17 protein-coding genes are annotated in these 18,195 nt (G+C 74.3%); 9 read left to right on the forward strand and 8 right to left on the reverse strand.

Translation table 11 applies throughout. The features are described from left to right. Positions 1 to 113: 113 nt before the first annotated feature. Both ABZW17_RS29645 and ABZW17_RS29650 read right to left on the reverse strand, forming a co-directional pair. Entirely contained in the window at positions 114 to 626 is a 513-nt protein-coding gene (locus ABZW17_RS29645) for a VOC family protein (RefSeq protein WP_354821373.1), read from the reverse strand. Between the two features lie 72 nt (positions 627 to 698). Then, entirely contained in the window at positions 699 to 2,165 is a 1,467-nt protein-coding gene (locus tag ABZW17_RS29650) for an FAD-dependent monooxygenase (protein WP_354821376.1), read from the reverse strand. 224 nt (positions 2,166 to 2,389) lie between these two features. On the opposite strand from ABZW17_RS29650, the gene ABZW17_RS29655 reads away from it, so the two are divergent. From ABZW17_RS29655 to ABZW17_RS29675, 5 genes are read left to right on the forward strand one after another with little or no spacing between them, the layout of a single operon-like run. Next, positions 2,390 to 3,832, forward strand: a complete 1,443-nt coding sequence (locus ABZW17_RS29655; protein ID WP_354821379.1) for an ankyrin repeat domain-containing protein — start codon at positions 2,390 to 2,392, stop codon at positions 3,830 to 3,832. 31 nt (positions 3,833 to 3,863) lie between these two features. After that, a complete protein-coding gene (locus ABZW17_RS29660) occupies positions 3,864 to 4,172 on the forward strand; it encodes a muconolactone Delta-isomerase family protein (protein WP_033262363.1) in 309 nt (102 codons plus the stop codon). A gap of 25 nt (positions 4,173 to 4,197) precedes the next feature. Then, positions 4,198 to 5,427: a hypothetical protein gene (locus ABZW17_RS29665; protein ID WP_354821382.1), complete on the forward strand. Its 1,230-nt coding sequence runs from the start codon at positions 4,198 to 4,200 to the stop codon at positions 5,425 to 5,427. Next, positions 5,424 to 6,392 carry a methyltransferase gene (locus tag ABZW17_RS29670; protein ID WP_354821385.1) on the forward strand — a complete coding sequence of 323 codons (969 nt, stop codon included), beginning with the start codon at positions 5,424 to 5,426 and terminating at the stop codon, positions 6,390 to 6,392. Before ABZW17_RS29665 ends, ABZW17_RS29670 begins: the two co-directional genes overlap by 4 nt. After that, complete coding sequence (locus ABZW17_RS29675; RefSeq protein WP_354821388.1) at positions 6,389 to 7,216, forward strand: alpha/beta hydrolase; 828 nt, start codon at positions 6,389 to 6,391, stop codon at positions 7,214 to 7,216. Before ABZW17_RS29670 ends, ABZW17_RS29675 begins: the two co-directional genes overlap by 4 nt. A gap of 7 nt (positions 7,217 to 7,223) precedes the next feature. Here ABZW17_RS29675 and ABZW17_RS29680 read toward each other — a convergent pair whose 3' ends face one another. The 4 genes from ABZW17_RS29680 to ABZW17_RS29695 are packed head-to-tail and all read right to left on the reverse strand — an operon-like array spanning position 7,224 to position 10,892. Then, on the reverse strand, positions 7,224 to 7,964 hold the full coding sequence (locus tag ABZW17_RS29680; RefSeq protein ID WP_354821391.1) for a tryptophan 2,3-dioxygenase family protein: 741 nt from the start codon (positions 7,962 to 7,964) through the stop codon (positions 7,224 to 7,226). Further along, the gene (locus tag ABZW17_RS29685) at positions 7,964 to 8,893 is read right to left on the reverse strand and encodes a diiron oxygenase (RefSeq protein ID WP_354821394.1); all 930 of its coding nucleotides are present in this window, start codon (positions 8,891 to 8,893) and stop codon (positions 7,964 to 7,966) included. The genes ABZW17_RS29680 and ABZW17_RS29685 overlap by 1 nt, the downstream gene beginning before the upstream one ends. After that, a complete protein-coding gene (locus ABZW17_RS29690) occupies positions 8,890 to 10,098 on the reverse strand; it encodes an aminotransferase class I/II-fold pyridoxal phosphate-dependent enzyme (protein ID WP_354821397.1) in 1,209 nt (402 codons plus the stop codon). Before ABZW17_RS29690 ends, ABZW17_RS29685 begins: the two co-directional genes overlap by 4 nt. Then, on the reverse strand, positions 10,098 to 10,892 hold the full coding sequence (locus tag ABZW17_RS29695) for an SDR family oxidoreductase (RefSeq protein WP_354821400.1): 795 nt from the start codon (positions 10,890 to 10,892) through the stop codon (positions 10,098 to 10,100). Before ABZW17_RS29695 ends, ABZW17_RS29690 begins: the two co-directional genes overlap by 1 nt. Positions 10,893 to 11,057: 165 nt before the next feature. Here ABZW17_RS29695 and ABZW17_RS29700 point away from each other — a divergent pair, with 165 nt between their 5' ends. Next, positions 11,058 to 11,744 carry an EthD domain-containing protein gene (locus tag ABZW17_RS29700; protein WP_354821403.1) on the forward strand — a complete coding sequence of 229 codons (687 nt, stop codon included), beginning with the start codon at positions 11,058 to 11,060 and terminating at the stop codon, positions 11,742 to 11,744. Between the two features lie 70 nt (positions 11,745 to 11,814). Beyond that, entirely contained in the window at positions 11,815 to 12,996 is a 1,182-nt protein-coding gene (locus ABZW17_RS29705) for an amidohydrolase family protein (RefSeq protein ID WP_354821406.1), read from the forward strand. Positions 12,997 to 13,064: 68 nt separating this feature from the next. On the opposite strand, the gene ABZW17_RS29710 is transcribed toward ABZW17_RS29705, so the two are convergent. Further along, on the reverse strand, positions 13,065 to 14,528 hold the full coding sequence (locus ABZW17_RS29710) for an MFS transporter (RefSeq protein WP_354821409.1): 1,464 nt from the start codon (positions 14,526 to 14,528) through the stop codon (positions 13,065 to 13,067). Between the two features lie 182 nt (positions 14,529 to 14,710). On the opposite strand from ABZW17_RS29710, the gene ABZW17_RS29715 reads away from it, so the two are divergent. Further along, positions 14,711 to 15,445, forward strand: a complete 735-nt coding sequence (locus ABZW17_RS29715; RefSeq protein WP_354821412.1) for a hypothetical protein — start codon at positions 14,711 to 14,713, stop codon at positions 15,443 to 15,445. Positions 15,446 to 15,494: 49 nt separating this feature from the next. Here the strand turns inward: ABZW17_RS29715 and ABZW17_RS29720 are convergent, their stop codons facing one another. Beyond that, a complete protein-coding gene (locus ABZW17_RS29720; RefSeq protein ID WP_354821415.1) occupies positions 15,495 to 17,141 on the reverse strand; it encodes an FAD-dependent oxidoreductase in 1,647 nt (548 codons plus the stop codon). A 209-nt stretch (positions 17,142 to 17,350) separates the two neighbouring features. Here ABZW17_RS29720 and ABZW17_RS29725 point away from each other — a divergent pair, with 209 nt between their 5' ends. Then, positions 17,351 to 18,175, forward strand: coding sequence for a type 1 glutamine amidotransferase domain-containing protein (locus tag ABZW17_RS29725; RefSeq protein ID WP_354821418.1), 825 nt, complete (start codon positions 17,351 to 17,353; stop codon positions 18,173 to 18,175). The last annotated feature ends 20 nt before the right edge of the window (positions 18,176 to 18,195 follow it).

Raw genomic sequence — 18,195 nt, forward strand, 5'->3', positions numbered from 1 at the left:
GGGGGTTCCTCCCCCCCCCCCCCCCGGTCCTCTTCCCCCGGGGCCTGGGGTTCCGCCCGCCCCCCCCCCGGGGGGGCCCCCCCCCCGGGCCCCCCCCCGCTTCCGTCGTGCCGCTACGCCGGAGCGCCCGCGGCGGCAGCGGTCCGGTCGACCGCCACCACCGGGCTGAGCTGCTGGTACAGCTCGATCAGCTCACCGCCGGGGCCGCGGACGAAGGCGACCCGCACCTCCATCTCCGGCTCCCCGTTGATGAACACCCGGGTCGGCGCGCCGTCCCAGTCCTCGATCGGGAAGGCGGCGCCGCCCGCGGCCAGGCACTTCGTGTACGCCTCGTCGAGGTCGCCGACGATCAGCGCGATGTGCTGCAGCGGCCCGGAAATCGACGTGACGTCGTCGCGGCCGCCGGGGAACAGCTCGATGTAGGTGTGGCCGTCGAGTTCGACGTAGACGCCCCGGTCGCAGTAGAGCACCTGACCGGTGTCGCTGGTCGTCTTGGACCACTCGTACGTCTTCGCGAAGCCGAGCCCGTCGCGGTAGAACCGCAGGGATTCGTCGACGTCCTTGCAGAGGATCGCGACGTGCATCAGCGTGGCCGAGCCGGGCGGGCGGGACCAGGGTGCCGACATGGGACTACCTCCTCGGTGGGGTACTGCCTTCGGGGGTGGTGCGGACCGGGGACCCGGGACCGGGTACCGGGATCAGGAGCGCCGCAGCCAGGCGGCGAGCCCGGCGGGCAGGGTCGCGGCCGCATCGGCGTCGGCGGTCAGCGCGACGTAGCCGTCGGGGCGCACGAGCGTGGCGTGGGTGGCGTCGCCGTCCGGGAGCACGGTGATCGGCGTGACGCTCGCTTCGGCGGCCTCCTTGACTGCGACGGCGTCGGCGGCGGGCGGGATGACCAGCGTCCAGCCGATGCCCGGCGCCATCCCGCGCCGGGGCGCCACCCGCCGTCCCGGGCCGGGCGTGTGCGGGCCGTCCTCGCCCGGGTAGGAGATGTGCAGGCCGGCCAGCCGGGTGGCCAGCCACGAGCGGAACGCCGGCAGCTGCGCGACCGAGTCGAGCACCTCGTTGCGCAGCCCGATGCTCGCCGGGTTCGTCTGCGTGGAAATCTCGGTCAGCGTGCCGGTGAACCCGAGCACCCCGGCGGCGACCGGCCGCCGCTCGGCGTCGTAGGTGTCCAGCAGGGCCGGGGCGGCGGTGCCGTCGAGCACCGCGGCCAGCTTCCAGGCCAGGTTGAGCGCGTCCTGGACGCCGGTGTTGAGGCCCTGGCCGCCGACCGGGCTGTGCACGTGCCCGGCGTCGCCGACGAGGAACACCGGGCCCCGCCGGAAACTGTCGGCCAGCCGCTCGTGCACCCGCCAGTTCGACGCCATCTTGACCTCGCGCACGCGCCCGCCCGCGGCACCCGGGCCGCGCGTGTCGATGACCTCCTGGACGTCCTCGCGGGTGGGCACGCCGGCGTCGTCGCCGACCAGCGCCACCACGCGGTAGAGGTCGCCGGGGATCTTCGCCACCGCGCCGAGCCCGCGCAGGGAGAAGTAGAACGTGACGACCTCGTCCTCCGGGCCGTGCCAGTCCATGGTGACCTCGGCCAGCATGAAGGTCTGCGGCCGCGCGCCGCCGGGGAAGGCGACGCCGATCCGGTCGCGGACGGTGCTGTGGATGCCGTCGGCGCCGATCACGTACCGGGCGTCGATGGCCCGGACGACGCCGTCGGAGTCCACAACGGACGCCGTGCTGCCGGGGAAGTTGTCGCGCAGGTCGAGCAGCGACGTGGTGCGGTGCACGGTGCCGCCGAGGGCGGCGTAGCGCTCGGCGAGCACCTCCTCGGTGGTCATCTGCGGGATGCTCAGCGCGTACGGGTAGGGCGTGTCCAGCTCTGCGAACGGGATGGACAGCAGCACCTTTTCCGCGTCACGGACGGTGAACGTGCGCCCCGGGATGGACCGCGCCACCAGCTCGTCGGCGACCCCGATCGCGGCGAGGGACTCCAGCGTGCGCACGTGCACCGCCGACGCCCGCGAATGCGCCGCGGGCCCGGGCGCGCGGTCGACGACGACGTGGTCGATCCCGAGCGTGCGCAGGGCGCAGCCCGTCGTCAGGCCCACCGGCCCGGCGCCGACCACGAGCACGTCGGTGGAGCGGGGTAGTTCTGGGGACAGGGACATGGCGGAACCCTCCTGCGCTCACCCGGCCGCCGCGGGGGACGGCGGCTCCTCCAGCGTCGAGCCGCATCCGTTGCGGGGCAAGGCCGAATGCACGGAGTAGCCCGGCCGGCGGCGACTTCGGATAGTGCGCGGCGGCGCCTTGCCCGGCCCGGCGCGGCCGCGGTGTGCTGGGGAGCGGAAAGGCCCGGCACACCACAGTAGACACAACGGCCGAAGGATCTCTCATGGCGGACAGCACAAGCACCCGCGCGGTGGTCACGCAACTGTTCTCCGACGTCGCGTCGGGCAACGTCGAGGGCGTGCTCGCCGCCCTCTCCCCGGCGATCGTCTTCGACCTGCCCGGCAACGAGTTCAACACGATCGTGCCCAACCTGCGCGTCTGGCGGGGCAAGGACGAGGTGCTGGAGGCGTTCCGGCTGCGCACGCTCTACGCCGACGTCACCGAGTTCGAGCAGCGGCAGATGGTCGTCGAAGACGACCGCGCGTTCGTCGTCAACTACCAGAAGCTCAAGCACCACCGGACCGGCATGGAGGTGGACTTCGAGTTCGCGATGGTGCTGACCGTCGGCGACGACGGCCTGGTCACGCACTGGCGCGCGTTCTTCGACGCCAGCCCGGAAATCGCGCTGTTCCGCTCCGACATCGACGAGCGGCTGCTGGCCGCGGTCCGCGCCGGCGACCGCGAAGAGGCCGGGCGGCTCGTTCGCGACGGCGCCGACCCGGATCGCCGTGACCCCGCCACCGGGCTGACGACGTTCCTGGTCGCCGCCGGCCTCGGGAACGCCGGCGTCGTGCGCGAACTGGTCGACGGCGGTGCCGACGTGTTCACCACCGACAGCCGCGGCGGCGCGACCGCGCTGCACAAGGCGGTCCAGCGCGGCGACCTGGCGACCGTGCGGGTGCTCGTGGACGCGGGCGCGTTCGTCGACGCGGTGGCCGCGACCACCGGCCACACCCCGCTGATGGACGCGCTCTGGTACAAGTGGCCGCACATCGCCCGGTACCTGCTGGAGCTCGGCGCGGGCGTCAACCTCTCGACGCACTACGGCTTCTCGATGAAGGAGCACTTCGAGTACGAGCTGAACGTCAACAAGCTCGGCAAGGAGAAGCTGCTCGAAGCCGAGCAGGCGCTGAAGGACCGCGCGAAGTCCGACGAGGACGCCGTCGCGGCGCAGCGGCTGATGGCCGCGGTGACCGCGAACGACGTCGAGCGGGTGCGGTCGCTGATCGCCTCCGGCGCCGACGTCGACGCGCGGTACCCGGTCCTCAACGGCTTCAACGACCAGCACACCCCGCTGCTGGTCGCCGCGCGCGACGGGCACGCCGAGATCGCCGGGCTGCTGCTGCGCGGCGGCGCCGACGTCAACGCGACCGAGCCGACGTTCGGGGCGAGCCCGCTGCACAAGGCCGTCTACAACGGACACGCGGCGATCACCTCGGCGCTGGCCTCGGCCCCGGGTGCCGACCTGGACTACCAGGGCGCGACCAACGGCTACACCGCGCTGCACGACGCGCTCTGGCACGGCTACGACGACTGCGCGTCGATCCTGCTCGACGCCGGGGCCCGGGTCGACGTCGAGGGGCACGACGGCAAGACCGCGTTCGACATCGCCGCCGAGGTGTTCGGCCCGGACCACCGCCTCACCGCCCGCATCCGGGCGCTCTGACCGTTTCCCGCCCGCGGAAGGGACCACGCCGATGTTGTTCTACGTCCAGATGAGATGGAACCACGAGGGCCGGATCACCCTCGACGAACTGTGGGACGTCGAGGCCGACGAGGCCGAGCACGCCCAGGAGACCGTCGATTCAGGGTTCTGCGTCGGGATCTGGAAGGTCGCCGCGCAGAAGCGGGTGATCGCGATCATCGACTCGCCGGACGCCGAAGAGCTCGACCGGACCGCGCTCGGCCGGCTGCCGATGCGGGAGTACCTGGAGTTCGAAGCGGTCTGGCCGTTGCGGGACTACCTCGGGTTCGCCGAGGACGTCAAGAAGCGTTACCAGGTCTGAGATCCGGCGGAAGGTGGCGAGCACGGTGGTGGCAGCGGACGACAACGCCGGGTGGCCCGGCGGGACCGGGGTCGGCGGTGTGAGCGAGGCCGCGGCGCGTGGCGGCGACCGGCGCGCGGCCGTCGCGGCGGTGCACGCGTGGCTGGCCGGCGCCCCGGCCCCGATCGGGCCGGCCGAGGTGGCCCGGTTCCCGTTCGCCCCGGTGCTGCGCCACTACCGGGCGGTGGGCCGCGCCTACGCCGGCGACGAGCTCACCGCCCTGCTGTGGACCGTCCACAGCAGACTCTCCGGCGGCGGTCGCGCGCGGCTCGCGTGGCCGCTGCCGGACTGGCTGCCGTGCACGGCCGACCAGGCGGGCGGCGGTTACGACGGCTACCTGGCCGTGCCGCTGCTGGACAGCCCGGCCGGCGCCGACCTGCCCCCGCACCGGGCGGCGGCGGACCTGCTGCAGGCCCTGGCCGCCGACCTGCTCGGGCTGGAGGTCCGCGCCCTCGGGCGCGAGCCGGGCCGGGCGCAGCACCGGCGGGCCCGGGCCTGCCTCGGTGTCCTGGCGCGGCTGCGGGACCTGCCAGTGCCGTCCGCCGACGAGGACCTCGCCGAACTCGCCGCGTCCTGGATCGCCGAGACCACCGAGACCGTCGCCCCGCGGGTGCGGGTGGTCACCGAGCTGTCCCTGCTGCCGATGACCCCGCTGCACGACGAGCAGATGTTCGTCCGCAGCCTGCAGCTGTTCGAGACGCTGTACCGCCGGATCGGCGACACCCTGGTGGCGGCGCGCGACGCGCTGGTCCGCCTGGCGGTCGGGCGCGCCCGGGTGCTGATCGCCGACGCCGCCCGGCTGCTGGCGCTTTCGCCCGCGCTGTACCGGGTGGTGACGACGATGCCGCCCGAGGCGTTCGCGGTGATCCGCGCGCACACCGGCGGCCGCAGCGCGATCCAGTCCCGCGGCTTCCGCCGGATCGAGACGGTGTGCGCCCCGCGGCCGGACACCGCCGCCGGCGTTTCCCTGCAGGAGGCGGCCCTGCGGGCGGCCGAGCGGCTCGGCGAGGTGGCCACCGCCCGGCTGTGCGCGGAGCTGGTCCGGCTGGACGAGGCGTGGTGCGCGATGAAGCGGACGCACTGGGGGATCACGGTGAAGATCATCGGCACGGTCCCGGGCACGGGCGGCACGTCGGGCGCGGAGTACCTGCGCCGGGCGGCCGCGGTGCCGTTGTTCCCGGCGTTGTCCGCGCGGCCGGTGGGGGTGCCGGCGTGAGCGCGTACGCCGACCTGCGGCGGAAGATCATGGGTGCGGTGGTGGCCCAGGCGATCCACGCGGTGACCGAACTCGGCGTCGTCGACCGGCTCGCGGCCGGGCCCGCCACGGCGGCCACCCTGGCGGCCGAACTCGGCGCCGACGCCGACGCGCTGACCCGGTTCCTGCGGGCGCTCGCCGGCGAAGGGCTGTTCACCCTGACAGCCGGGGAGTACGCGCTGACCCCGGCCGGGGAACTGCTGCGCTCGGACGTCCCCGGTTCGCTGCGGCACCTGTCCCGGCTGATGACCGGCGAGGCGTACCGGGTCTGGGCGGAGGCGTCGCTGAGCCTGCGCACCGGCGGCCCGGCGTTCGAGCCGGTGTTCGGCGCGCCGCTGTTCGCCTGGCTTGCGGAGCGGCCGGCGCGGCAGGCGGACTTCGACCGGGCGCAGGCGGGGCTGGCCGCGGTGCGCGCGCAGCCGCTGCTGGAGCGGTCGTGGGACGGTGTCGGGCACGTCGTCGACGTCGGCGGCGGCAACGGGATGCTGCTCGGCCTGCTGCTGGAGAAGCACCCGGGCCTGCGCGGGACGGTGTTCGACCGGCCCGGCGTGGTCTCGGACGCCGGGGTGCCGCAGCGGTGCCGCCGCGTCGAGGGCGACTTCTTCGTGTCGGTACCGGAAGGCGGGGACGTGTACCTGCTGGCCCAGATCCTGCACGACTGGGCGGACCCGGAGGCGGTGCGGATCCTGCGCAGCTGCCGCGCGGCGATGCCGGCGGACGCGCGGCTGCTCGTGCTGGAACAGGTGATCCCCGAGGACGGCGGCCCGCATCCGGGGCACCTGCTGGACCTGCACATGCTGGTCCTGCTGGGCGGCCGCGAGCGCACGGCGCCCGCCTGGCGGCGGCTGCTGGCCCGAGGCGGGTTCGCCGTCCGCGCGGTGACACCGGGGGAGCGGGCGTCGGTGATCGAGGCGGTGCCGGGATGACCCTCTCGCCCCGCGACCTGCTGCCCGGCCGCCTGGTGCCCGACGTCGGGCGTTACCTCGGCGAGTACGCCGCCCGGACCGCCGCCGCGCGGGCCCGCGGCCACCGGACCCTGCGCTACGGCACCGCCGAGCCCGAGCTCCTCGACTTCTTCCCCGTCCCGGGCGTCCCGCGAGCCCCGCTCATGGTGTTCGTCCACGGGGGCTTCTGGCAGGAGTCCGGACGGCACCAGGCCGCCTTCGCCGCGGACGGCTTCCTGGACCGCGGCGTCGCGTTCGCGGCGCTCGGCTACGGGCTGGCACCGGCGCACCGGCTCGGGGAGATGGCCGCGATGGTCCGGCAGGCCATCCGCCTGCTGGCGCACGTCGCCCCGGCGCTCGGCATCGACCCGGCGCGGATCCACCTCGCCGGCAGTTCGGCCGGCGCGCACCTGGCCGCGATGGCGCTGCTGCCCGGCGGTGCTCGCCTCGCCGGTGTGACGCTGCTCAGCGGCCTGTACGAGCTCGAGCCGCTGATCGGCTCGACCGTCGACGACGCCTTGGGGCTCTCGGTCGGCGAAGCGCGGGAGAACAGCCCGCTGGGCAAGCTGCCCCCGGTCCTCCCGCCGGTGATCCTGGCCCGCGGCGAGCACGAACCCGCCGAGTTCGTCCGTCAGCACGCCGCGATGGCGGCCACCTTGACCGCGGCCGGCGCCGACGTCACCGACCTCGTCGGCGCCGGCCGCACCCACTTCGACCTGCCCTACGACCTCACGGATCCGGCGACGCCGCTGGGTGCCGCGGTGGGGGAGCAGCTCACGTCCCGCAGGTGCGCCACGCTGACGTGACAGGCCGTCAAAGCCGCGTGCGCAGCTCCCAAAGCTCCGGGTAGAACCGCCCGTCCCGCCGGGCCGCCAGGTGCGCGGCCCCGGTCGTGCCGCCCGTACCGCGGCGGCGCCCGATCTGGCGCTGCACGGTCAGCAGGTGCCTTCCCTGCCACGCGGCCCACGCCTGGTCGTGCGCGACAAGGGCCTCGGCCAGCTCCCACAGCGAGTCGCGGTCCGCGGCGATCCGGGCGTAGGCCTCGAACCGCTCCTCCTCGGTCGCCACCGGAAAGCCCGCCTTCTCCAGCACCGCCAGGTACCCGTCCCACAGGGTCGGCTCGGCCGCCCGCCGCCGCAGCCGGGACCGCTCCGCCGTCGAGTACCACGGGCGGTCGAAACCCCCGCCGTCCCGGGCACCCGACAGCAGCGCGATCTCGTGGAACTGCGCCGACTGCCCGCCGTTGCCCGAGCCCAGCACGCCGCGGAACAGCCGGAAGTCCTGCGGGGCCATCGTGTCGAGGACGTCGAACTGGCCCAGCAGCATCCGCTGCACCGCCACCGCCCGCTCCAGCCGGCGCCGCGGGACGTGCCCGTCGCCGGTCAGCATCAGGTCCCGGGCGTCCTCGAGCTCGAACAGCAGCTGCTTGAACCACAGCTCGAACGCCTGGTGCACGACGACGAACAGCAGCTCGTCCCGCGCCCGCGGGCCCGCCTGCGGCCGCTGGAGCGCGAGCAGGGCCGGCAGCCGCAGGTAGTCCCCGTAGCCGGGCATCAGACCTCCTCGCCGGTGAGCAGCCCGTGCGCCGCGAAGGCGTCCACCGCGCCGGGTACCTCGAACACGCCGGCGGAGGCGCACATGCGCAGCGAAGACCGGCAGATCGTGCGGAACCGCTCGTCGTCGTCGCGGTGGCAGTCGGTCGCGACGGCGGCCGCGGTGGCCGCGTCCAGCCCGGCCAGGCGCAGCGACGACCGCACCGGGGCGAGGTCCCAGACCAGGCAGCCCTTCATCAGCTCCGGCAGCGCGAACGCCACCGCCGATCGCGTGGCGGCGTCCAGGCCGTGCCACAGCTCGTGGAAGAACGCCGCGAAGAACCGGTGGTGGCGGCCCTCGTCCTTCGCGTGGTCGCGGACCAGGTCGCGGACCGTGGTGACGACCCCGGTGTCGGCCGGGACCTCGTTGAGGACGCTGGTGACGAGCGTTTCGAACACCACGGTCTGCAGCAGCGGCGCGAGATCCGGGTACGCCCGCAAGCTCCCCGCCGCCACCGCGCCGAGCTGCGCGACGAACCCGCCGTAGTCCCAGCGCGGGAGGGCGATCCCGGTCACGGCCGCCACCTGATCGGCCAGGTCGAGGCTGTAGAGCGAGTGGTAGCCCTCGTCGCAGTACACCTTGAACGCGTCCAGGCGGGTCGGCGTGGCGAGCGGGACGCCGCAGCGGTCGTCGGCGATCAGCTCGGCGCCGCGGTTGACCACCCGCGTCTCCAGGTGGGTCGTGGACAGCAGGAACTGGTACAGGTGCCGGACGGCCAGCTCCCGGCGCCGCTCGGCCGGGAGCGCGGCCACGGCCTCGTGCGCCAGGTAGGGCACCAGCCGCTCCGGGAAGAACACCTTCCCGGCTTCGGCGTCCTCGTGCAGCATCCGCCGGACGCCGGTGCGCACCCCGGCGGCCTCGTACCACGCGTCGAGCGGGCCGCGGCTCATCGCGGGACCGCACCCAGCCGCCGGACCGCTTCCCGCACCAGCGCCGCGTCGGTGGCGAAGCAGAGCCGGAACCAGCCCGGTTCGGGCGAGCCGAACGCCGACCCGGGCAGGATGTTCACCCGCGCCGAGTCCAGGATCCGCTGCCACAGCTCGTGTTCGCCAGGTGGGCCCGGCTCCGCCAGCCACGCGCGCAGGTCCAGCCACACCGAGAAACCCGCGCTCGCCGGCAGGTGCGGGACACCGGCGTCCGCCAGCGCGGCCGTGACGCCCCTGTAGGCCGCCGCCAGCCGGGCGCGGGAGGCGTCGAGGTAGCCGCGGACCCAGTCGCCGTCGGCGAGCAGCCCGGCCAGCAGCGCCTGGGTGTCGCTCGACACCGGGGCGAAGTAGGCGAGGGCGCGGGCGGCGGCCAGCACCTCGGGATCGCGGCTGCACAGCGCGCCCACCTTCAGCCCGGGCAGCCCGAAGTCCTTGGCGAAGCCCCAGACGACGTGCACCCGCGGGCCGCCGTCGAGCACGCTGGTGAACGGCGCCGGGCCGAACACCGAACCGGCGTAGATCTCGTCGGCGACGACGTCGAGGTCGAGCCGGGCGGCGACGGCGAGCAGCTCGCGCAGGTCCGCGGCCGGGTGGACCCGCCCGGTCGGGTTGTCCGGGGAGGTCAGCACCAGCGCCCGGACGGTCTCGCCGCGGCGGCGCGCGGCCACCACGGTCTCGGCCACGACAGCCGGGTCGAGCCGGAAGCCGTCCGCCGTGCGCATCGGGGCCGGCAGCAGCCGGGCGCCGGACCGGACGGTGAGCAGGACTTCGAGCGCGCCGTAGTAGGGCGCGGGCACGACCACGGCGTCACCGGGGTCGCAGAGCACGCTCGCGGCGATGTCGAGGGCGGCGCTGGCCCCGCTGACGACCACCAGCTCGTCGGCGTCCACCGCCGTGCCCAGGAGCCGGGACAGCTGCGCGGCGGTCGCTTCACGCAGCTTGTGCGTGCCGTGCAATGGGCCGTAGCGGACGTCGGCCGGGGTCAGCCGCCGCGGCGCCGTGACGCGGCCGGCCAGCAGGTCCCAGCCCAGCCGGTTCTCCGCGGTGCCCAGGTTGAGGAAGCCGCCGGGGTTGGTCACCGGGTGGTAGGGGTCCGCCTCGGCGCGCAGGTGGGCCGCGGCGATCGCCGGAACGCGCCCGGCCTGCGCGGCGGCGCGCTTGGCCACCATCAGCAGCCCGCTTCCGGGCCGGTGACCAGGCCGGGATGGACGCCGAGACCACGGGAGGCGTCCAGCACCGCGCCGTGCAGCAACGCGGCCGGTTCTTCGCACAGCCACCAGGTCAGCTCGGCGAGTTCGGCCGGATCGAGCAGCCGGCCGCCGGGCAGCCGGCCGGTCAGCTGCGCCAGCTGCGGCTCGCTCAGCGCGTCGAGCAGGCTCGCGCGCAGCATCGGCGTGTGCGTCGCGCCGGGGCAGATCGCGAACACGTGCACCGGGTCGTGCACGAGCTGCGCGGCGAGGTGGCGGGTCAGGTAGGCCAGCGCCGCCTTGCTCATCCCGTCGGCGACGTCGAACGCGGGGAAGGTGGCGATCGCGCCGCCGACGCTGCAGACGTTGACGATCTTGCCGTAGCCGCGGTCCAGCATGGCCGGCAGCAGCGCCCGGATCATCCACAGTGGACCGGCGCTGTTGATCCGCAGGAACGCCTCGTCGCGCTGTTCCACCGGCCCGTCGACGACGTTCTCGACGGTCTTGGTGCCGACCGCGGCGTTGTTGACCAGGACGTCCACCGGCCCGTGGACCCGCTCCAGCAGCCGCCGGTGGCTCTCGGCGTCACCCTGGTCCAGCTCGAACGCCTCGGCCTTGCCGCCGAAGCCGGCCACTTCGGCGACCAGCCGCGCGGCGGCGTCCGGGTGGGACCGGTAGGTGAACCAGACCCGGTCGCCGTCGCGCGCGAACCTGCGCACCATCGCCTCACCCAGTCCGCTCGAACCGCCGGTGACGAGCACTCCACGTCCAGCCATGCCACGGATTCTCACGGCGGGAGCGCGGTGACCGCACCGATCCGGCGGCTACTTCGTGCGGTCGCGGGCCGACTTGGGGGAGTGCGCCCGGCACCCTTGCCGCCCGCGCGCGCCCCGCGGTGCCATGGGATCCGGTCACCACGCGCACCGACAAGGGAGCACCGCATGATCCACCAACTGATCTTCGCCCACCCCAAGCCGGGGATGAGCGAGCAGGAGTTCCAGCGCTACTGGGTCGAAGAGCACGCGGTCCGGTACGCCGCCAAGATCCCGCAGATCCGGAAGTACCTGATCGGCACGCGGATCCCGTTCGGGCCCGAGCCCGCGGATCCGCTGTGGAGCGGCGTCGCCGAAATCTGGCTGGCCAACGACGAGGAGCAGCTGGCCTCACTGCAGACCGACGAGTTCCTCAACGGGGCCCGGCTCGACGAACCGCGCTGGGCCGCCTTCTGGCGGTCGGTGGTCCTCGACACCGACGCCCGCGAAGTCGTCCCCGGCCCGGCCGACGCGGGCGGTGTCAAGCTGATCCAGCTGGTCAAGCGGCGCGAAGGGCTGCCGCTGGCCGAGTTCCGCGACCGGCTGCGGGGCAAGTACGCCGACCTCGCCGCCGAAGTCCCCGGGCTGCGCCGGTACCTGCAGGGCACCACCCGCGACGGCTACTACGGCGTCGGCGAGGCGCTGCTGGATGCCGCGCAGCAGCTGTGGTTCGACGACACCGACGCTCTCGCCGCGGCGCTGGAGTCGCCGGCGTACCAGCGGGCGCACGAGGAGCTGCTGTCCATTGTGGAGCCTCGGTACGTGCACGAGATGGTCGTCCGGGAACACTGGATCATCGGTCCCGAGCCGCGCTGAACCCCGCAGGTCCCGCCAGGCCGCCGTCCGCACCGGACGGCGGCCTTCCCGTGCCACGAGGAGGTCCGCCGTGCCGCCCCTGCTGTTCCACGACGTCCGGGTGTTCGACGGCCACGGCGTGCGGCCGCGGACGAGCGTGCTCGTCGACGGCGGCCGGATCGCCGCGATCGGCGATCACGTGCCGGCGGCCGGGGCCGACGTCGTCCCGGGCGCGGGCCGGACGCTGCTGCCCGGCCTGATCGACGCGCACGTGCACCTCACGCTGCCCGGCCTGCGGCACGGTTTCGCCTTCGGTGTCACGACGCAGCTCGACATGTTCGCCGACCCCCTCGTCCTGCGCGCGGTCCGGGCCGAGGCCGCGCGCGGCGGCCCGGTCTCGGACCTCCGGTCGGCGGGCATCGGCGCCACCGCGCCCGGCGGGCACCCGGCCCAGCTCGTCCACCACGGACTGTTCGGGCCGTTCCCGACGCTCGCGGCACCGTCGGAGGCGCCGTCGTTCGTCGCGGCGCGCGTGGCCGAGGGGTCGGACTACCTGAAGGTGTTCGCCTCCTCGGTGCCGGGGGAGGGACACCGGCCGTCCCTGACGGCGGACGCGGTGGCCGCGCTGGTCGCGGCCGCGCACGAGCACGGGCTGCTCGCGGTGGTCCACGCGACGGACGTCCGGTCGGCGCTGGCGGCGGTCCGCGCCGGGGCCGACGGTCTCGCGCACCTGCCGTTCGACCGCCCGCCCGGACCGGAGTTCGCCGCGGAACTCGCGGCGCGGGACGTCTTCGTGGTGCCGACGCTGACCGTGCTGGAATCCTTCTGCGGCCGTCCGGGCGCGGCGGAGCCGGCGGAGGCGCGGGTCCTGGACGCGGCGGCCCTGGCGACGCTTTCGACGCCGATGGCCCCGGCGGCGGCCGACGGCTACGCGGCCGGGTACGCGGCCGGGATGGTGGCGCCGCTGGCCCGCGCGGGGGTGTGCGTGCTCGCGGGGACCGACGCCGGCGCGCCCGGGACCGCGCACGGGCTGAGCCTGCACCGGGAGCTCGGTCTGCTGGTGGCGGCCGGGCTCACGCCGCAGGCGGCGCTGACGGCCGCGACGGCGGCGCCGGCGCGGCGGTTCGGGCTCGCCGACCGCGGCGAGATCGCGGTGGGGAAGCGGGCGGATCTGGTACTCGTGGCGGGTGACCCGCTGACGGACATCCACGCGACGCGGCGGTTGGTCGCGGTGTGCCGGGAGGGCGTGCTGCACGAGGTGGGAGCAGGCTGAGCGCCCAAAGGGAGGCGCCCGCCGGTCCCTGGGAAGACCGGCGGGCGCCTGCTCTGGGGGTGAATCCGTCAGTCGTTGACGCCCGCGGCCACCGGGGCGGCGGCCGCCGCCGTGCTCCGGCCGCGCAGGAAGATCGTCGCCACGGCCGCGCCGAACAGGGCGATCAACGCCGCCGTCAGCAGGCCGGCGTGCAGGCCGCTCGTGGTCGCCGTCACCGGGTCGCCGGTGCCCGCCAGGCTCGCCGTGCGGGCCGTGACCACCGCCGCCAGCACCGGCAGCCACACCGCGCTGCCCAGCTGCTGCGCCGTCTGCGCCAGGCCGCCGGCCAGGCCCTGCTTGTCGTCCGGCAGCCCCGACGTCACCGTGATGTTGAACGCGATGACCGCCGTGACGTGCCCGAAGCCGAGGCCGATGTTGGTCAGCGCCAGCAGCGTGAAGTCGCCGCTCTGCGGCAGCAGCACCATCAGGCCGGTCGACACCGCCTGCAGCACCAGCCCGCACACGAGCGCGCGCGGCACGCCGAGCGCGCCGATCGTCCTGTTCCCGATCAGGCCGCCGATCACCGCGGAGCCGCCGAGGGGGATCAGCGACAGGCCGGTGCGCATCGGGCTGTAGCCCAGCACGTCCTGCATGTAGAGCGTCTCGAGCACGGTCGCGCCGCCGCACATGCCGAAGGTGATGAACCCGGCCAGCCCGCCCCACTTCACCGACCGCCGCTTGAGGACGTCCAATGGTGCCAGTGGCGCCGGGTGTTTCGCCTCGGCGTAGAGGAACAGGCCCAGCAACACCACGCCGGCGGCGAGCGTGCCGATCGTCGCCGGGGCGGCCCAGCCGGCGCTGTCGCCGGTCGAGATGCCGTAGACGAGCGCGAGGATGCCCGCCGTGGCGAGCACCGCGCCGGGCACGTCGAGCCGGGCCGCGTTCGCGTCCTTGCTCTCCTCCAGCAGCGCGATCGCGGCGACGAACACGACCCCGCCGATGATCGCCAGCAGCAGCATCGTCCAGCGCCAGCCGAACGCGCCGGTGATGACGCCGCCGCTGATCACGCCGACGATGAAGCCGAGCATCAGCACCGCGCCGTTGACGCTGAGCGCCTTCTGCCGTTCCGGCCCCTCGCGGAACGACGTCGTCAGCAGCGACATCGCCGCCGGGCCGACCATCGCCGCGCCGATGCCCTGCCCGGCCCGGGCCAGGATGAGCAGCCACGGCGTCTCGGCCAGGCCGCCGGCGAGCGAGAACACCGTGAACAGCGCGACGCCGATGAGGAACAGCTTGCGCCGGCCGAACAGGTCGGACGCCCGCCCGAACAGCAGCAGGAACCCGGCGATGAACAGGATGAAGGCCGTCATCACCCACTGCAGGTCCGCGGTGGAGGTGAAGCCGAGGTCGCGCCCGATGGCGGGCAGGGCCACGCTGACGATCGAAAAGTCGAGCGCGACCATGAACTGCGATGCGCAGAGCATGATGAGAAGGAGCCAGCGCCGGGCGCCGAAGCGCGTGGGCGGGTCCGGCCGGGATGCGTCAGTAGCCATGGGACCAGCCTGGAGCACCCGTCGCGCGCGTGGAGAGCCTGAACCAGTCGTGGTATTCGCAGTACCAGCATGAGCCGGTTCTGGCTGACCGCCCCGGCCGGGGCGCATGCTGGCGCCAGGCCGTGCCGACGCGCGTGTTCCCGGCCGCCTCCCCCCATCCTCCTGGCGAGAAGGAGCCAGCCATGCATTCACTCGACGTCGCCGCGGCGACCGAGGACCCGATCCGCCGGATCCCGTCCGGCTTCATGCTCGGCAGCAAGACCCTGGCCCGCGGCGCGGAGCTCGGGTTCGTCGAGTCGGACTTCTACTTCGTCGGCCGCGGCGGGGTGCTGGGCGACGTCGACGCCGACGTCGTCGCGGCCGGGTTCACCTTCGTCAACGCCGAGTCGCTGCGGGTGGTGTGGGACCGCAGCCGCGAGGTGCTGCCGCGGCAGGAGGCGTCGGTCGAGTTCGCGGCCTGCGCCGCCGGCTGGGCCCAGGAGCACATCCCGGACGAGTTCGACGCGGCCCGGCTGGCCGAGCTCCTGGACCCGGTGGTCGCCGCGGCCGGCCCCGAGCTGGCGCCGGTGTTCGCCGGCTGGCGGGCCCTGGACGTGCCGGCCGAACCGAAGGCGCACGCCCTGCACCAGCTCAACGTCCTGCGCGAGCTGCGCGGGGCGCGGCACATGGTCGCGGTCCTCGCCGGCGACCTGGCCCCGCAGGACGCGCTGCGCTACCACTCGCCGTCGGTGATCTGGGACCTGTTCGGCTGGCCGGGGAAGCTGGAGGCGTCCCGCGTCCGCCAGGTCGGCAAGCGCTGGCAGAGCGCGATCGACGTCACCAACCAGCTGCTGGCCCCGGTGTTCGACGTGCTGTCGGACGCCGAGCGGGGTGAGCTGGTGACGTTGCTGCAGTACCTGCTGACCGTGACGTCCTGACCTTGCCGGACGGGGCCACCCGGGTTCGCCCGGGTGGCCTTTTCCGTGGTCAGGATCCGGCGCGGTACCGGTGGATGAGCGACGCGGCCATGGCGCCTTCGCCGACCCCGGACGCGATCCGCTTGACCGACCCGGCCCGCGCGTCCCCGGCGGCGAACACCCCGGGCAGGTTCGTCTCCAGCAGGAACGGCCGCCGCGGCAGGTCCCAGCCGTTCGACGGGTCGTCCGGGAGGTCCGGGCCGGTCAGCAGGAAGCCGTGACCGTCGCGGGCCACCGCGTCCGCCAGCCACTCCGTCCGGGGGCGCGCGCCGATGAACGTGAACAGGTACTCCGCGTCCGCTGTGGACACCCGGCCGGTCCGGCGGTCGCAGAGGGTCAGGCGGCGCAGGCGGTCGTCGCCGTCCACCGCGACCACGGTCGTGTCCAGGCGGACGTCGATCGCCGGGTGGCGGCGGATCTCGTCGATCAGGTACCGCGACATCGACGTCTCCAGCGAAGACCCGCGCACCAGCAGCGTCACCCGCGAAGCGTGTTCGGCGAAGTGCAGCGCCGCCTGGCCCGCCGAGTTGGCCCCGCCGACGATCCACGCGTGCCCCTGTGCGCACGTCGTCGTCTCGGAAGTCGTTGCCCCGTAATAGATCCCGGCACCCTCGAACCGCTCCGCGCCCGCCGCCTCCAGCCGCTGGTACGCGAGGCCCGTCGCGAGCAGCACCGCGCTCGCCGTCACCTCCCGGCCGTCCGAAAGGCACAGCACCCGGGCCCGGCCCGCGGCCCGCAGCGCGACCGCCGAGACCGGCGCCAGGATGTCGGTGCCGAACCGGCGGGCCTGCGCCACCGCGCGCCGGGTCAGCTCCGCGCCCGACACCCCGGCCGGGAAGCCCAGGTAGTTCTCGATCCGGCTGGACGTGCCGGCCTGCCCGCCCGGCACGTAGGCGTCCACCAGCAGCGTGCTCAGCCCCTCGGACGAGCCGTAGACGGCCGCCGCGAGCCCGGTCGGGCCGCCGCCGACGATCACCGTGTCGTAGTGCGGCCGGTCCACGGCCGGGGCGAGCCCGAGCGCCTCGGCCAGTTCCCGGTGCGTGGGCTGGCACAGGCGGGTGCCGTCGGGCAGCTGCACCCGCGGCCACGCGGTGCCCTCGGCGTCGGCGCCGCTCGCGGTCGTGACGTCGACGAAGCGGAACGGCTGCTGGTGGCGGGTCAGGAAGTCGCGCAGCCGGTGCGTGGCCGGCGCGAACGGGTGGCCGACGACGCGGATGCCGCCGTAGGGCGGGCAGTAGGCCGCCTCCCACGACGCCAGCAGGTCGTCGAGCACCGGGTAGAGCCGTTCCTCCGGCGGCTCCCACGGCTTGACGAGGTAGTGGTCCAGGCGCACCTCGTTGATCGCGGTGATCGCGACGGAGGTGTCCGCGTAGGCGGTCAGCAGCACCTTCTTGGCGGCGGGGAAGCGATCCCGGGCGTGGCCGAGGAACTCGGTGCCGGTCATCTCCGGCATCCGCTGGTCCACCAGCAGCAACGCCGCTTCGGTGCCGCGCTCGCGCAGCGTGTCGAGGATCCCCAGCGCGGCCCGGGGCGTGCCGGTGGCCAGGACGCGGTACCGGTCGCGGTAGCGGCCGAGGTCCCGCCTCAGCGCGCTGAGGACGGTCGGGTCGTCGTCGACGACCAGCAGGGCGGGCGCGGACTGCTTGGCGGTCACCATGATCGCAGTGTCCGCACCGGACGCGCGCGGGTGCGATCCCGACGTCACGAAGTCCGCCGAGGTACGCCCGAATCGACGTCCGGCCCCCGCCCCGACTTGTCGAAGTGACGGCGCCGTAAGGCTTTTCGCTGGCTCCCCGGCGGATCCGGTTGCTTCACTGGCCTCAGCCCGGATCCCGGGAACCCACCAGCACCAGCACGGGAGTGCCGATGTCCAAGAAGATCCTGTACGTGCTCTCCGAGTACGGCTACTGGGGTGAGGAGCTGCTCGGCCCGGTGACCGCCACCGACGCGGCCGGCTACGAGAGCGTGTTCGCCACCCCCCACGGGAAACGGCCGCAGGCGCTGCCGCCGAGCCTCGACCCCGGCTACGTCGACCCGCCGCTGGGCCGCTCGGTCACCACGCCCGAGGTCGCCGTCGCCGCGCGCGAGCTCGACGAGTCGGCCCGGCTGGACGACCCGCTGAGCCTGGCCGAGCTGATCCCCGAGCGGCCGTACACCAGCGAGCCCGGCTTCCTGCGGCTGATCGAGGCGTACCACCGCGAGCTGTCCACTCTGGACACCGAGGTGGCGCGGTACGACGCGCTGGTCATCGTGGGCGGCAGCGGCCCGATCGTGGACCTGGCCAACAACGAGCGGCTGCACGAGCTGATCCTCGCCTTCGTCCGCGCGGACAAGCCGGTCGTCGGCGAGTGCTACGGCGTCGCACCGCTGGCCTTCGCCCGCGACTGGGAGGACCGCACCAGCATCATCCGCGGCAAGCACGTCACCGGCCACTGCAAGGAGTACGACTACAAGGACGGCACCGGGTTCGTCGGCGTCGACTTCAACATGGGCCCGCCGCCGTACCCGCTGGAGTACATCCTGCGCGACGCGACCGCCCCGGACGGGCGCTACCACGGCAACGTCGGCAAGGAGACGTCGGTGATCGTCGACTACCCGTTCGTCACCGCCCGGTCCACCCCGGACTCGTTCCTCGCCGGGCAGAAGCTGGTCGAGGTGCTGGAACACGGCCTGCGCCGCTTCGGCTGGTAACCGCCCGAGACCGAAGGAGC

It is taken from the genome of Amycolatopsis sp. NPDC004625, from assembly GCF_040609695.1.
Taxonomy (GTDB): Bacteria; Actinomycetota; Actinomycetes; order Mycobacteriales; family Pseudonocardiaceae; genus Amycolatopsis.

Bases quoted from the DNA above. Each gene is read 5' to 3' on its own strand.
- ABZW17_RS29645 (WP_354821373.1), bottom strand. From the start codon at position 626: ATGTCGGCACCCTGGTCCCGCCCGCCCGGCTCGGCCACGCTGATGCAC.
- ABZW17_RS29650 (WP_354821376.1), bottom strand. From the start codon at position 2,165: ATGTCCCTGTCCCCAGAACTACCCCGCTCCACCGACGTGCTCGTGGTC.
- ABZW17_RS29655 (WP_354821379.1), top strand. From the start codon at position 2,390: ATGGCGGACAGCACAAGCACCCGCGCGGTGGTCACGCAACTGTTCTCC.
- ABZW17_RS29660 (WP_033262363.1), top strand. From the start codon at position 3,864: ATGTTGTTCTACGTCCAGATGAGATGGAACCACGAGGGCCGGATCACC.
- ABZW17_RS29675 (WP_354821388.1), top strand. From the start codon at position 6,389: ATGACCCTCTCGCCCCGCGACCTGCTGCCCGGCCGCCTGGTGCCCGAC.
- ABZW17_RS29680 (WP_354821391.1), bottom strand. From the start codon at position 7,964: ATGCCCGGCTACGGGGACTACCTGCGGCTGCCGGCCCTGCTCGCGCTC.
- ABZW17_RS29685 (WP_354821394.1), bottom strand. From the start codon at position 8,893: ATGAGCCGCGGCCCGCTCGACGCGTGGTACGAGGCCGCCGGGGTGCGC.
- ABZW17_RS29690 (WP_354821397.1), bottom strand. From the start codon at position 10,098: ATGGTGGCCAAGCGCGCCGCCGCGCAGGCCGGGCGCGTTCCGGCGATC.
- ABZW17_RS29695 (WP_354821400.1), bottom strand. From the start codon at position 10,892: ATGGCTGGACGTGGAGTGCTCGTCACCGGCGGTTCGAGCGGACTGGGT.
- ABZW17_RS29700 (WP_354821403.1), top strand. From the start codon at position 11,058: ATGATCCACCAACTGATCTTCGCCCACCCCAAGCCGGGGATGAGCGAG.
- ABZW17_RS29710 (WP_354821409.1), bottom strand. From the start codon at position 14,528: ATGGCTACTGACGCATCCCGGCCGGACCCGCCCACGCGCTTCGGCGCC.
- ABZW17_RS29715 (WP_354821412.1), top strand. From the start codon at position 14,711: ATGCATTCACTCGACGTCGCCGCGGCGACCGAGGACCCGATCCGCCGG.
- ABZW17_RS29720 (WP_354821415.1), bottom strand. From the start codon at position 17,141: ATGGTGACCGCCAAGCAGTCCGCGCCCGCCCTGCTGGTCGTCGACGAC.
- ABZW17_RS29725 (WP_354821418.1), top strand. From the start codon at position 17,351: ATGTCCAAGAAGATCCTGTACGTGCTCTCCGAGTACGGCTACTGGGGT.